Genomic DNA, 13,135 nt, shown 5'->3' with positions numbered 1-13,135 from the left:
CCCGGAGCGCGGCTACGGCTCAGGGCTTGTCACCGCCGGTGTGTTTACGTAAACATACTCATGAGGTACGGGCCCCGCCGGTTCCCCACGCCTCCACCGTGCATCCCCCTTCGGCACAGGAGCAGCAGCGCATGCCCGTTCTGCAGATCGACGACGGCGGATTCCGCCTGGACGGCGCCCCCTTCCGGCTCCTGTCCGGCGGACTGCACTACTTCCGGGTCCATCCCGCGCAGTGGGCCGACCGGCTTCACAAGGCCCGCCTCATGGGCCTCAACACCGTCGAGACGTACGTCCCGTGGAACCTCCACCAGCCGCGGCCGGATCTGTTCTGTATGAACGACGGACTCGATCTGCCTTCCTTCCTCGACCTCGCGGCCGCCGAGGGCCTCCATGTGCTGCTCCGTCCCGGGCCCTACATCTGTGCCGAATGGGAGGGCGGCGGCCTGCCCTCCTGGCTGCTGGCTCACCCCGGTATCCGGCTGCGCACCCGCGACCCCCTCTTTCTCGCCGCGGTCGACGACTACTTCGCTCGGCTGCTTTCCCCGCTCCTGCCCTACCTCGCCACGCGCGGCGGGCCGGTACTCGCCGTGCAGGTGGAGAACGAGTACGGGGCCTACGGGGACGACACCGCCTACCTGGAACACCTCGCCGGCTCACTCCGCCGATGCGGTGTCGACGTGCCCCTGTTCACCTGTGACCAGCCCGCCGACCTGGAGCGCGGGACGCTGCCGGGGGCCCTCGCGACGGCCAACTTCGGCACCCGCTCCGCCCGGAACCTCGCCGCCCTGCGCGCACACCAGCCGAAGGGCCCCCTGCTGTCGGCCGAGTTCTGGATCGGCTGGTTCGACCGCTGGGGCGGCCATCACGTGGTCCGCGACCCCGACCAGGCGGCGCGGGAGCTGGACGAACTGCTGGCGACGGGGGCCTCGGTCAACTTCTATATGTTCCACGGCGGCACGAACTTCGGCTTCACCAACGGCGCGAACGACAAGCACACATACCGGCCCACCGTCACCTCCTACGACTACGACGCACCGCTCGACGAAGCCGGCGACCCCACCGAGAAGTTCACCGCCTTCCGCGAGGTCATCGCCACGTACGCGCCGGTCCCCGCCGGTCCCGTGCCCGCGCGTTCGGCCAAACTCGCTCTCCCCTCGGTCCCGTTGACCATGAGCGCCGGCCTGCTGGACTGCGCTCCGGCCCTTGGCGACGCCGTCGAGTCCTCCCACCCGCTGACGATGGAACAGCTCGGGCAGGGCTTCGGATTCGTCCTGTACGAGACCGTCCTGCCGTCCCCGGGGCCCGTGCTCCTGGAGCTGGAGCAGGTCCGCGACCGCGCTCAGGTCTTCCTCGACGGGCAGCCCGTCGGGGTCCTGGAGCGGGAGAACCATGAGCACGCCCTCGCCTTCACCGTGCCGCGCTCCGGCAGCGTTCTGAGCCTGCTCGTGGAGAACCAGGGCCGGGTCAACTACGGGCCCGGCATCCATGACAGGAAGGGGCTGCCGGGAAGGGTTCTGCTGGACGGCGGGGAGCTTGCCGGATGGACCAGCCGACCGCTGCCGCTGACCTCCCTGGACGCGATTCCGTTCATCGCCACCGCCACGACTGGCACCGTCACCGCCACCGCCGGCACGTCCACCGCAACCGCACCGATCGGCCCGGCTTTCCACCGCGGCACCTTCGAACTGGCCGAGGCGGCGGACACCTTCCTCCACCTCGACGGCTGGACGAAGGGCAACGCATGGATCAACGGGTTCGCGCTGGGCCGCTACTGGTCCCGTGGACCCCAGCGGTCCCTGTACGTTCCCGCCCCCGTGCTGCGCGTCGGCACCAACGAGATCGTCGTGCTCGAACTGCACTCCGCCCACCGCGCTCGTACCGTCGGCTTCCGGACGACGCACGACCTCGGCCCGACGGAAGAGTAGGAGATGTCCACGCGGGAAGCCTGACAGGCCCCCGTCTACCATGGAGTCGCTTCATCGGCGGCGAAAGGAAACCAAGGGCATGCGGCGGCTGGGGGACCTTGAGGCGGAGATCATGGACCGCTTCTGGACATGGAACCGGCCGGCGACGGTGCGTGAGGTCGTCGACGACATCAACAGGGTCCGGCCCCTCGCGTACACCACGGTGATGACCGTCACCAACATCCTCTACTCCAAGGGCTGGCTGCTGCGCGACAAGCAGGGCCGCGCGTGGTCGTACACGGCGGTGCGCAGCCGTGAGGCGTACGCGGCCGCGCTGATGGAGGACGGTCTGGGCGCCAGCAAGGACCGTCCCGCGGCGCTGGTCCACTTCGTCGAGAACATGTCCGAGGACGAGGTCACGGCCCTGCGCGAGGCCCTGCGGAACGTAGGACGTACCGGCCGCTGAACCCAACCCCCCTTGGAACTAAGTAACTTAGCGTTGTAGTATCCGTGACCATACCTTCGTGCGGTTGATCACCTGTCCGGGTGACAGCGGAGGTGTCGCCGTACTTACGCGTCGGGGCGGGTGCCGAGGTGGCAGGGTGCTGTCCCGGCAGGCGGCCGAGGAAGAAGGAGACCGCCTCAGTGGCGTCCCACCGTCGTCCTAAGCAGTCCAACCAGGCCTACGCGTCCGTGCTCACCGCGACAGCCGCGGCGGCCGTCGCCATCTCCGCGCAGCCGGCTTCGGCCGACCCGCTGCCGGACCCCAACAAGAAGGGCGTCCAGGCTCAGGTCGACCGCCTGTACGAGGCGGCCACGCAGGCCACCGAGAAGTACAACGGGGCGAAGGAGAAGGCCGGGGAACTGCAGAAGCAGGTGGACGCGTTGCAGGACACCGCGGCCCGTAAGCAGAACGGTCTCAACGAACTGCGCAACCGGCTTGGTTCGATCGCCGCTTCCCAGTACCGGGGCGGAGGGCTCGACCCGTCGATTCAGGTCCTGCTGACCTCTGATCCGGACGGCTACCTGGAGAAGGCTTCCGCTCTCGATCAGTTGAGCGCCCGGCAGGTCGCCGCGATCGAGCAGTTCCAGTCGCAGCAGCGATCTCTTCAGCAGCAGCGCAGCCAGGCGGCGGAGAAGCTCAAGGACCTCAAGGACACCCGCAAGGAACTCGCGGACAGGAAGAAGGAGATCCAGGGCAAGCTCGCGGAGGCCCAGCGGCTCCTCAACACCATGACCGCCAAGGAACGCGCCTCACGGGCCGCCGAGGAGGAACGCGCGAACCGCTCCAGCGATCGGGTCGAACTGGGGAACGAGGCCAGCGCCTCCCAGCGGGCCGCCGAAGCGTTCAACGCGGCCAAGAGCCGGGTCGGCATGCCCTATGTGTGGGGGGCGACCGGGCCGAACTCCTTCGACTGCAGCGGGCTGACGTCCTGGGCGTTCAATCAGGCGGGAGTGTCCATACCCCGTACTTCCCAGGCCCAGGCCAACGTCGGTACCCGGATCAACTCCCTGAGCGCGCTCAAGCCCGGTGACCTCATCATCATGCGCACGGATCTGAGCCATGTCGGTTTCTACGCCGGAAACGGGCAGATCCTCCACTCCCCGAAGCCGGGCGCGCAGGTGCGCTACGAGTCGATCGCGCGGAGTGGCATGCCGTTCATGTGGGGCGTACGCATCGGGTGAGAAGCGGGCGTCAGCACGACAGTGATCCCTGACCGCGTCCGACGGATGGCCGGCGGGCTGAGGCAAGATGGAGCCATGAGCATCGTCAAGATCAATGTGCTGCAGGTTCCGGTGGAACAGCGCGAGGTGCTGGAGAAGCGCTTCGCGTCCCGCGCGGGGTCGGTGGAGAACTCCGACGGATTCGAGTGGTTCGAGCTGCTGCGCCCGGTCGAGGGCACCGACCAGTACCTCGTCTATACGCGCTGGCGCAGCGAGGCCGACTTCCAGGCGTGGATGGAGGGCCCGATGAAGGCGGCCCACCAGCGTGGCGGAGAGGGCTCCGCTCAGCAGAAGCCCGCGGCTTCCGGCTCCAGTCTGTGGTCCTTCGAGGTGGTCCAGCAAGCCGCCCCCAAGGCGGCCGACGGCACGTGACCCACTGAGTGGCGGGACCCACCAAGGGCGGGATGGCTACCGCGGCCGATCCCGCCCGGGGTGTTCGGCGCAGAGGCAGTGGACGCCCTTCTCGATCCAGTCCCGGCCGGCCCACTCCGGATGCCGCTCGATCATCAGCGCCTCTCGTCGACGATCGTCTGCTCACTGACCGCGGAATCGCGGCGGATCCATGTCTCGTCACGCAGGAGCCGCAGGTAATCGCGTACATCCGCGAGCAGTCGCGGGCCGCCGACTTCGCCGTGGCCGGGCACCACGACCCCCGCGCCCTCGGCTGCCAGCCGTTGCATCACGCTCAGCCAGCGGGTGCCCGAGACATCGGTGTCGTACGGCGGGAACCACGGGAAGATCGCGAACTGACCGGCCTCCGCGAGGTCCCCCGTGAACAGGACGTCCGCGTCCGGCACCCTGACCACCTGGTCGCCCCTGCTGTGCGCCCGGCCCGTGGCCCGCAGCTGAACGACCCGGCCCCCCAGGTCCAGGTCGTACGACCGGTCGTAGACGACATCGGGCTGTGCCGGCGCGACGACGCCCTCCAGTTGCCGCGCGACCGGCTCGCCGAGTCCCCTGAACATGTCGAGATAGCCGGGGCCCTTCACCTTCAGATCCTCGGCCTGGGCCTGGTTGACCAGAAACGTCGCCTCTCCGGCGAAGGTCTGCGCGCCGAACGCGTGCTCGGGGTGAAAGTGCGTTGTCGTCAGGAAGAGCCGACGCCCCTTGGCGTACCCGGCCGCGAACTCCAGCACCTTCTCCGCGTTTCCGGGACCCATGCCCGTCTCGACGACCAGAACGGAATCCCGGCCGCCGATGATGCCGATGTTCGGTACGAGCTGGACCTGCCGATTCGGGATGACCACCAGGTCACGGGCGAGTTCCTGTACGTCTGTGACGCGGACGACGGGATCCGGCATCGTGTATTCGGCCATGGTGACTCCTCGGTGTGGCAGGGCGGTTCGTGGCCCCAGTCCAGCGCGGGGGCGCCCGAGGCGTCCAACACCCCTTTCCCCGCCCCGATACCGTGCGGGTATCGTCGCTGTTGATGGACCTACGGACGCTGCGCTACTTCGTCGCGGTCGCCGAAGAGCTGCACTTCGGCCGGGCCGCCGTGCGACTCCACATGACCCAGCCACCGCTGAGCCGGGCCGTCCAGCAGCTGGAGACGGACCTCGGCTGCACCCTGCTGCACCGCTCACCGAGCGGTGTCGCGCTCACCACCGCCGGGGCCGCGCTCTACGACGAGGCGCGCACCCTGCTGGCGCGGGCCGAACAAGTCCGCACACGGGTAACGGCCGTGGCGGGCCCCGCCACCCTCACCGTCGGCACCCTCGCCGACAGTGCCGAGCAGGCCGGTACGCGACTGGCCGGCGCGTACCGGCGACGCCACCCCACTGCCCGCGTCCGTATCCGCGAGGCCGACTTCACCGACCCGACCGCCGGACTGCGGACCGGCCTGGTCGACGTGGCCCTGACCCGGGCACCCTTCGACGACACCGGCATCACCCTCCGCGTCCTGCGCTCCGACCCCGTGGGCGTGGTCCTGCGGGCCGACGATCCGCTCGCCGACCGCGAGAGTCTGCGACTGGACGAGCTCGCGGACCGGCGCTGGTTTCAGCTGCCCGAAGGGGCCGATCCCGTCTGGCGGGCGTACTGGAGCGGCCCCACGGCCGCCGCCGAGCGAGGCGACGGCCCCGTCGTGCGGACCGTGCACGAATGCCTCCAGTCCATCCTGTGGGACGGCACCGTGGGCCTGACGACGCTCGCCCACACCCTTCCCGAGGGCCTCACCCGCGTCGCCCTCACCGACAAGCCGCCCAGCGACCTCGTCATCGCCTGGAACAGCACCGGCACCAGCCCGCTCATCCGCTCCTTCGTCCATGTCGCCGCGGCCGTCTACGGGTCGGCCCGAACGAGGACGTCGGCCCGAACGAGGACGTAGCGTCGGAGGCGAGGGCGAGCCCCTGTCCGGGACGTGTCCCGGACAGCGATTCGGCTCATTCCCTGGCCTTGGCCTGGGCCACCGCGACGGCCTGGTTCGCGGACTGAGAGGATTGTGCGGACCGCCCGACAGGCGGCCCGCACAACAGAAGGAGGGGGATGAGCATGCTCGTGCTCGTCTTGTCCGGCGTCCTCGTGCTCACCGTCGGAGGGTGTGTCTGCGTCGTGTGGGCGGCGCGGGGCGGACCGCGCTGGGTGCGCGCGGTGGCCGCAGGGACCCGGATGGCGGGCGAGCTCGTGAGCCGGCCGGGGCGTACGAACCGGCACACGAACTCGGGCGAATAGCGGACCGAGTCGACCGGGCCGCGCCCGCGGTCACGCGGACGAACGGGGCGCGGTCGCCTGGCGGGGAGAGGGTTCGAGGCGGATGACGATCCCTTTGGACGTCGGGGTGTTGCTGATCTCCGCGACACTGTCCAGCGGCACCAGCACATTCGTCTCCGGGTAGTACGCGGCGGCGCACCCCCGCGCCGTCGGGTACGAGACGAGCCGGAACCCGTTCGCCCGCCGTTCGACGCCGTCGTGCCACACACCGATGAGGTCGACCTGAGCGCCGTCGGGGAGTCCGAGCATCAGGAGGTCGGCCGGGTTGACGAGCACGATGCGCCTCGACCCGTGGATTCCGCGATAGCGGTCGTCCAGCGTGTACGGGACGGTGTTCCACTGGTCATGGGAACGCATGGTCTGAAGGAGCAGATGGCCATCGGGGACCTGCGGCATCTGGAACTCGTTCGCGGTGAAGAGCGCCTTGCCGCTCGGGGTCGGGAACACCCCCTCGTTCACCGGATTGGGGAGGCCGAAGCCTCCCGGCTTGACCACGCGCTCGTTGAAGTTCTCGAACCCCGGTACGATGCGGGCGATCCGCTGCCGGATGAGGTTGTAATCCGCCTCGAACGCGTCCCAGGGCACGTCCACCGTGTCGCCGAGGGTACGGCGGGCGAGCTGGCTGAGGATGGCCACTTCGCTGAGCAGCTTTCTGGAGGCGGGTTCGAGGCGTCCGTGCGAGGCATGCACCTGACTCATCGAGTCCTCGACGGTGACGAACTGCTCTCCGTCCGCCTGCCTGTCCTTTTCGCTGCGGCCCAATGCCGGGAGAATAAGAGCGATTTCTCCGCAGACCGTGTGTGAACGGTTCAGCTTGGTCGAGATGTGCGCCGTGAGCCGGCACCGGCGCATCGCGCTCTCGGTGATCCCGCTGTCAGGTGTCGCGCGTACGAAATTGCCGCCCAGGCCGAGGAAGATCCTGGCGCGGCCGTCGAGCATCGCCCGGATGGAATCCACCGTGTCCCAGCCGTGCTCGGCCGGCGGGGTGAACGAGAATTCGCGGCCCAGCGCGTCCATGAATTCCCGCGGCATCTTCTCCCAGATGCCCATGGTGCGGTCTCCCTGGACATTGCTGTGGCCGCGCACCGGGCAGGCGCCGGCGCGCGGAGTCCCGATATTTCCGCGCAGCAACAGGAAATTGACGATCTCCCGGATCGTCGGGACGGCATGCTTGTGCTGGGTCAGGCCCATCGCCCAGCAGACGATGATCCGTTCGCTGCTCAGCACCAGGTCGCGCAGTTTCTCGACCTCCGGGCGGGTGAGTCCGGTGGCCGTGTGGACGTCCTTCCACGACAGTTCCTGGACGTGTGCGGCGAATTCGGTGAAGCCGCTGGTGTGGTTCTCGATGAACTCGTGGTCGAGCACCGTACCCGGACGGGCGTCCTCGGCCTCCAGCAGCAGCAGATTCAGCGCCTGGAAGAGCGCGAGATCGCCACCGACGCGGATATGAAGGAACTGATCGGCGATCTGGGTGCCCCGGCCGATTACCCCGCGGGCTTTCTGCGGGTACTTGAACCGGATGAGTCCGGCCTCGGGCAGTGGATTCACGGCGACGATACGGCCGCCGTTGCGCTTGGTCTGCTCCAGCGCGGTGAGCATGCGCGGGTGGTTGCTGCCCGGGTTCTGGCCCACCAGAAAGATCAGATCGGAGTGATGGATGTCGCGGAGGCTCACATCCCCCTTGCCGACGCCCAGAGTCTCCTTCAGCGCGGCGCCGCTCGACTCATGGCACATGTTGGAACAGTCGGGCAGATTGTTGGTGCCGAAGGCGCGCGCGAACAGCTGGAAGACGAAAGCCGCCTCATTGCTGGCCCTTCCCGAGGTGTAGAAGATCGCCTCGTTCGGGGAGTTCAGCCGGCGCAGCTCCTCGGCGAGCAGGCCCAGCGCCTCGCTCCATGTCACCGGCTCGTAGTGGTCGGAACCGACGTGCTTCACCATCGGCTCGGTGAGCCGGCCCTGCTGATTGAGCCACTGGTCCGACTTCCCGGCCAGCTCACTGATCGGATACCGCTCGAAGAACGCGGCCGTGATCCGGCGTGACGTGGCCTCGTCGTTGATGTGTTTGGCGCCGTTCTCGCAGTACTCGTTCCGTTTACGGTGCCCCGGCGCGGGGTCCGGCCACGCGCAGCCCGGACAGTCGAACCCCTCGGTCTGGTTGATGTTCAGCAGCGTCAGGGCGGTGCGCCGGGGCGAGGTCTGCTCCAGTGAGTACTCCATCGCATGCGCCACCGCGGGCACACCGGTAGCCCAGGTCTTGGGCGGAGTGATGCGCGGCTTGTCACCGCCGGGGTCGTCCACCGGTGGTTTCCTCAGCACAAGTCTCAGCCTCTCGCTCGGTCCGCACATCAGGTCCGCACATCAGGTCCGCACATCAAGTCCGCATACTCGGGTCCACACGCACCATCAGCCCGTCGGCCAGGTGGGAACATGCGGCCAGCCCTGGGCGGGGTCCGGCCGTACGCGTCCGGACCGGATCTCGCCCCGCCAGCAGCCGGTCTCCCGTCCGTGCCCCTCGATGAACTCCTTGAAGGACTCCATCCCCCGGTGCACGCGTCGCCGCGCGAGATTCAGGGCGCTCCCGGTCTTCTCGGCCACACCGCTCGCCGTGAGGTCCAGCCGCAGGCTGACCCGGGTACGCCCGGGTCCGAGGGACTGGAAGGTGACGGTGCCCTCGTGCCGGGGCACGGTCAGCGTGCGCCAGGCCAGCCGTTCGTCGGGCCGCTGCTCCATGATCTCCGCGTCGAACTCATGGGTAACCGCACCGACGCGAGTGACCCAGTGCGTCAGGGTGCGCTGGGGGTGATCGATGCGCTCCACCCCTTCCAGGAAGCGGGGGAAGCTCTCGAACTGTGTCCACTGGTTGTAGGCGGTCCGGACGGGAACATCGACGTCGACCGACTTCTCGATGATGGTCATACTGACCATTCCTCTGCTGCGCGTCACAGGGCGGTCGCGGCCTCACCAGGAGTTACCCCGTCATGAGGACCAGGATTTCTCATTAGATACCGGGACAGATCGATGCGCACGTCGTACAGGTCACTCTCCGCCGCTCAGCCGGCGCACCGCAGGGCGGACAGATCGACGGCGTCGGCCATCGCCTGCATGCCCTTGTCGTTCGGGTGGAGATGGTCGCCCCCGTCGAAGAACGGCAGGATCCGCTGCTGGTCGTAGGGGTTGCGGGTGATCCTGTCGAAGTCCGTCACGGCGTCGAACGCGCCGCTGTTCCTGATCCAGTCGTTGACCTCCTGGCGTACGGCCTCGCCCTCGGCGTCGTACTCGGACCAGCCCTTGAACGGCATGACGGTCGCGCCGACGACACACTTCCCCGCGGCGTGCACCCGGTCGATGAGCCGCCGGTAGCCGGCGATCAGATCGTCCGCCGTGACACCGGTGTGCGCCTTGATGTCATTGATGCCCTCGAACAGGAAGACCGTACGGACCCCGGGCAGGGAGAGCACATCGCGCTCCAGCCTGTTCAGCGCGGACTCGCCGGCCCCGTCCGCGAGGACCTTGTTGCCGGAGATGCCCTCGTTAGCGACGCCCTTCACGGCGCTGCCCGACGCGGCCTGGAGCCGCCGGGACAGATAGTCCGGCCAGCGGCGGTTCCCGTCCGTGGTCGAGGCCCATCCGTCGGTGATGGAGTCCCCGAGGGTCACCACCGCGCCGGTCTTCGCGGACGTCTCCACACTGACGGCGTCCAGCCAGTACCAAGACCCCGTCGGATCGGTCCAGTTGGCCGCGCCCTCCTCCGCGGTGTGGTCGCCTGCGGCCGCGTAGGAGGTCTGCATGGCCATGCCGTGTCCGGTCGTCGGCCCTCGCGCACCCGTCACATACAGACTGACGACGAGATCGCTCCCGGCGGCCAGCCTCCCGGGCAGTGGATCGCTGAGTACGGTCTCCCCGGCCGGTACGGTGACGGACGCGGCGCGGCCGAACGTCAGCCGCCGGTTGGAGCCGTGGACCAGCTCGGCCCCCTGCTTCCGCAGCCCCGCGTAGGCGCTCGCGAAGGTGACCGGGTGGTCGCCGAAGGCGTTGGAGAGCCGGATGCGCAGATCCGTACCGCCGACGCTGGTGCGTACGATCAGCCGGTAGCCGCGGTCGGCGGGGCCGGGGCCCTGCTTCTCCGCACTGGCGCCCCAGGTGACCACGGTGTGCGTGCCCTGTCCGGCTTCCCGCGCTTCCCGCGTCTCCGGCGCTGTCTGTGCCGCTTGTGCCGCTTGCGCGGGCGAGGTGGCGGTCAGCGGCCCGCAGACCGCCATGACCAGCGCGCACACCACCCTCACCGCCGAACTGGCCCTCATCCGAGGTTCCGCAGGGTGACGGACCCACCGGGCTTGAGGCTGATCTCGCGGGTGGTGCCGCCGGCGACGACGGTCGTGCCACGGCCGCCCACGCTCTTCAGCGTCGCCCGGGTGACCTTGCCGTTCTTCCAGCTGACGTCGGCGACGAAGCCGCCCCGGACGCCCACGCCGGACACCGATCCGGAGGCCGCCCAGGCAGCGGGCAGCGCCGGCAGCAGCTCGACATGTCCCGGCCGCGAATACACCAGCATCTCGATGATCGCGGCGGCGGTGCCGAAATTCGCGTCGATCTGGAAGATGCCGCGCCCCTGCTCGACCTCGTAGATGTCGAAGAGGTTCATCGTGCTGCCGTTGCCGCCGTTGACCGACGGCTTCAGGTTGTTGACGACGAGCTGATACGCCTTCTCCGCGTTCTTCAGCCGCGCCCAGCACAGGCCGCGCCAGGCGTTGGCCCAGCCGAAGCTGTTCATCCCGCGCGCGTCGAGGAGAGCGGTCGCGCCGTCGACGATCTCCTTCGGTGTGGAGCCGTCGGGGCGGATCCGGTCGCCGGGGAAGAGCCCGACGAGCGGCGAGAGATGCCGGTGTGTGGTCTCGCCGAGGTTGTCGGGCGACATCCACTCCTCCAGCCAGCCCGTCGTGGGGCTGACCACGGGCAGATACAGCCGCTTCCGCAATCCGTCGACGGTTCTGCCGTAACCGGTGTCCCGGCCCAGCGTCTCCGTCGTGGCACGGTAGTTGTCGAACAGGTTCCACACCAGTTCCTGGGCGTAGGTGATGCCCTTGGCGTCGAGCGGACCGTGCTCGGGCGACCAGTCGCTGTCGGCGATCAGCACCTCGCGCGAGGCTCCGGACGCGTCGGTGACGGTCGTGGTGAGGAGACGGGCCTCCCAGAACTCCACGGCCCCCTTGAGCAGCGGGTAGATCTTGCCGAGATACACGCGGTCCTGGGTGTACTCGTAGTGCTCGAACAGGTTCTGGCAGAGCCAGGCGTTGCCGGCCGGGTGCCACCACCAGCCGCCACCGCCGTACGGGTTGGTGGAGATGGCCACCGTCCAACCGGCTATCTCACCACCGGAGTTGCGGTATCTGTTGGCCGGGCTGTTGAACAGCCGCCGGGTGACGTCCGTCCAGGCGGGCAGCTGCGCGAGGCAGTAGTCGGCGAAGGCGTCGAAGCAGCCGGACAGACCCGTCCGGTCGGCCGGCCAGTAGTTCATCTGGACATTGATGTCGGTGTGGTAATCGCCCATCCAGTCCGGGTCGTTGCCGTCGAGCCACAGGCCCTGGAGGTTGAGCGGCAGACTGCCGCGCGATCCGGAGATCATCAGATAGCGGCCGAACTGGAGGTAGGCGGCTTCGAGTTCCGGGTCGGGGACATTGTCCCGGTCGCGCGCCCGCACCCGTTCCCAGGTGTCCAGTTCACGCTGGGCGGCGGACGAGGCGCCCAGGTCGATGCCGAACTGTCCGAACAACGCGCGGAAATCGGCGACATGGGTGCGCAACAGGGTGTCCGCCGAGTGCCCGGCCGCGTCGAGGACCTTGGTCCTGGCCAGGCGCTCCGGCTCCAGGGACGGGTTACGGAAACCCGCGGCGGCGTCGGGCGCGTAGTTGGTACCGCCGCTGACGACGACGGTGAGGTCCTGGCAGCCGCTGAAGGTGATCGACGTACCGTGCACCCGGACCGTGCCGCTGTCGCTGTGGGCGGTGACGGCCGCGCCGTACTTCAGACCATTGGCCAAGGAGGCGCCGAACGACGCGTAGCGCCGGGCGCTGTTGACGCTGGTGGACTCGCCGTGTGTGCCCGCGAGGGAGAGGGTGCCGGTGTACGAGCCGCCGCCCCGTTGGGAGAAGTACAGGACGATGGCGTCGTCGGGACGGCTGGCGAAGATCTGCCGCCGGTAGGTGACACCGGAGAGATCGTACGAGGTGGTGACCAGGCCCTGGGCGAGGTCGAGGGTGCGGCGGTAGTGGTGGACACGGCCCAGGTCGTGGTCCGGAAGGGCGACGGTGAGCTGGGCGAGCAGTGTGAAGGAGCCGAAGTCGTCGCGTCCGTAAGGGAATTGTCCGTCGCTCTGGAGTGTGTCGTTCAGCCCGCCGGTCCACAGGGTGGCGTCGGTGATCAGCAGGAGTTCGGCGGCGGGGTCATTGCTCGCGAGCGCCCCGAGGCGCCCGTTCCCGACCGGCAGCCCCTGCTCGATCAGCGAGCCGGCGGAGCCGGGAGCCTGCCACCACAGCTGGTTCCTCGCGGCGTCGGCCGGGGACAGCAGGGGTGATCCGGTGGGGCGCAGGGGGGCCGCCGAGGCGGAGAAGGCGGGCAGACCACCGAGCGCGGCGGTCGCGCCCGCAGCGGCGGTGAGAGCCAGAAAGCCTCTGCGGCTGGGGCGTTGGCGACTGTCGGAGGAGGAGAACGAGGAGGAGGGCGAGGGCGAGGGGGTGTGCGGGATGTCCACGGGTGTGCACTCCATATCCGGGGAAACGCGCAGGGGCGTAGGCACTGCG

11 protein-coding genes are annotated in these 13,135 nt (G+C 68.9%); 6 read left to right on the top strand and 5 right to left on the bottom strand.

Annotated elements, in window-relative coordinates; all coding sequences use genetic code 11:
- Positions 1–131 precede the first annotated feature (131 nt).
- The 4 genes from ACFRKB_RS18925 (at position 132) to ACFRKB_RS18910 (ending at position 4,001) form a co-directional block, all read left to right on the top strand.
- Positions 132–1,925 carry a glycoside hydrolase family 35 protein gene (locus ACFRKB_RS18925; protein ID WP_383107075.1) on the top strand — a complete coding sequence of 598 codons (1,794 nt, stop codon included), beginning with the start codon at positions 132–134 and terminating at the stop codon, positions 1,923–1,925.
- A 79-nt stretch (positions 1,926–2,004) separates the two neighbouring features.
- Positions 2,005–2,370: a BlaI/MecI/CopY family transcriptional regulator gene (locus tag ACFRKB_RS18920; RefSeq protein ID WP_383107073.1), complete on the top strand. Its 366-nt coding sequence runs from the start codon at positions 2,005–2,007 to the stop codon at positions 2,368–2,370.
- A 179-nt stretch (positions 2,371–2,549) separates the two neighbouring features.
- Positions 2,550–3,590 carry a C40 family peptidase gene (locus ACFRKB_RS18915; protein ID WP_383107072.1) on the top strand — a complete coding sequence of 347 codons (1,041 nt, stop codon included), beginning with the start codon at positions 2,550–2,552 and terminating at the stop codon, positions 3,588–3,590.
- Positions 3,591–3,665: 75 nt separating this feature from the next.
- Complete coding sequence (locus ACFRKB_RS18910) at positions 3,666–4,001, top strand: antibiotic biosynthesis monooxygenase family protein (protein WP_383107070.1); 336 nt, start codon at positions 3,666–3,668, stop codon at positions 3,999–4,001.
- Positions 4,002–4,135: 134 nt separating this feature from the next.
- Here the strand turns inward: ACFRKB_RS18910 and ACFRKB_RS18905 are convergent, their stop codons facing one another.
- Complete coding sequence (locus tag ACFRKB_RS18905) at positions 4,136–4,945, bottom strand: MBL fold metallo-hydrolase (RefSeq protein WP_383107068.1); 810 nt, start codon at positions 4,943–4,945, stop codon at positions 4,136–4,138.
- Positions 4,946–5,058: 113 nt separating this feature from the next.
- Between ACFRKB_RS18905 and ACFRKB_RS18900 the strand changes: the two genes are divergently transcribed.
- Both ACFRKB_RS18900 and ACFRKB_RS18895 read left to right on the top strand, forming a co-directional pair.
- Positions 5,059–5,955 (top strand): LysR family transcriptional regulator, encoded by an 897-nt coding sequence (locus ACFRKB_RS18900; protein ID WP_383107067.1) that lies wholly within the window; start codon positions 5,059–5,061, stop codon positions 5,953–5,955.
- Between the two features lie 164 nt (positions 5,956–6,119).
- Positions 6,120–6,299 (top strand): hypothetical protein, encoded by a 180-nt coding sequence (locus tag ACFRKB_RS18895; RefSeq protein ID WP_383107336.1) that lies wholly within the window; start codon positions 6,120–6,122, stop codon positions 6,297–6,299.
- Positions 6,300–6,329: 30 nt separating this feature from the next.
- On the opposite strand, the gene ACFRKB_RS18890 is transcribed toward ACFRKB_RS18895, so the two are convergent.
- The 4 genes from ACFRKB_RS18890 to ACFRKB_RS18875 form a co-directional block, all read right to left on the bottom strand.
- A complete protein-coding gene (locus ACFRKB_RS18890; protein WP_383107065.1) occupies positions 6,330–8,636 on the bottom strand; it encodes an FdhF/YdeP family oxidoreductase in 2,307 nt (768 codons plus the stop codon).
- 105 nt (positions 8,637–8,741) lie between these two features.
- Entirely contained in the window at positions 8,742–9,254 is a 513-nt protein-coding gene (locus ACFRKB_RS18885) for an SRPBCC family protein (RefSeq protein WP_383107063.1), read from the bottom strand.
- Between the two features lie 134 nt (positions 9,255–9,388).
- Entirely contained in the window at positions 9,389–10,639 is a 1,251-nt protein-coding gene (locus tag ACFRKB_RS18880; RefSeq protein ID WP_383107062.1) for an SGNH/GDSL hydrolase family protein, read from the bottom strand.
- Positions 10,636–12,999: a glycosyl hydrolase family 95 catalytic domain-containing protein gene (locus tag ACFRKB_RS18875; protein WP_383107335.1), complete on the bottom strand. Its 2,364-nt coding sequence runs from the start codon at positions 12,997–12,999 to the stop codon at positions 10,636–10,638. The genes ACFRKB_RS18880 and ACFRKB_RS18875 overlap by 4 nt, the downstream gene beginning before the upstream one ends.
- Positions 13,000–13,135: the final 136 nt, after the last annotated feature.

This window comes from Streptomyces scopuliridis (genome assembly GCF_042790125.1).
Lineage (GTDB): Bacteria > Actinomycetota > Actinomycetes > Streptomycetales > Streptomycetaceae > Streptomyces > Streptomyces scopuliridis_A.
The sequence above is the reverse complement of the archived record's forward strand: the minus strand, read 5'-3'. Positions and strand labels throughout refer to the sequence as shown.

Excerpts from the sequence above, each read along its gene's own strand:
- ACFRKB_RS18900 (WP_383107067.1), top strand. The coding sequence starts at position 5,059 with ATGGACCTACGGACGCTGCGCTACTTCGTCGCGGTCGCCGAAGAGCTG.
- ACFRKB_RS18895 (WP_383107336.1), top strand. The coding sequence starts at position 6,120 with ATGCTCGTGCTCGTCTTGTCCGGCGTCCTCGTGCTCACCGTCGGAGGG.
- ACFRKB_RS18910 (WP_383107070.1), top strand. The coding sequence starts at position 3,666 with ATGAGCATCGTCAAGATCAATGTGCTGCAGGTTCCGGTGGAACAGCGC.
- ACFRKB_RS18925 (WP_383107075.1), top strand. The coding sequence starts at position 132 with ATGCCCGTTCTGCAGATCGACGACGGCGGATTCCGCCTGGACGGCGCC.
- ACFRKB_RS18905 (WP_383107068.1), bottom strand. The coding sequence starts at position 4,945 with ATGGCCGAATACACGATGCCGGATCCCGTCGTCCGCGTCACAGACGTA.
- ACFRKB_RS18885 (WP_383107063.1), bottom strand. The coding sequence starts at position 9,254 with ATGACCATCATCGAGAAGTCGGTCGACGTCGATGTTCCCGTCCGGACC.
- ACFRKB_RS18920 (WP_383107073.1), top strand. The coding sequence starts at position 2,005 with ATGCGGCGGCTGGGGGACCTTGAGGCGGAGATCATGGACCGCTTCTGG.
- ACFRKB_RS18880 (WP_383107062.1), bottom strand. The coding sequence starts at position 10,639 with ATGAGGGCCAGTTCGGCGGTGAGGGTGGTGTGCGCGCTGGTCATGGCG.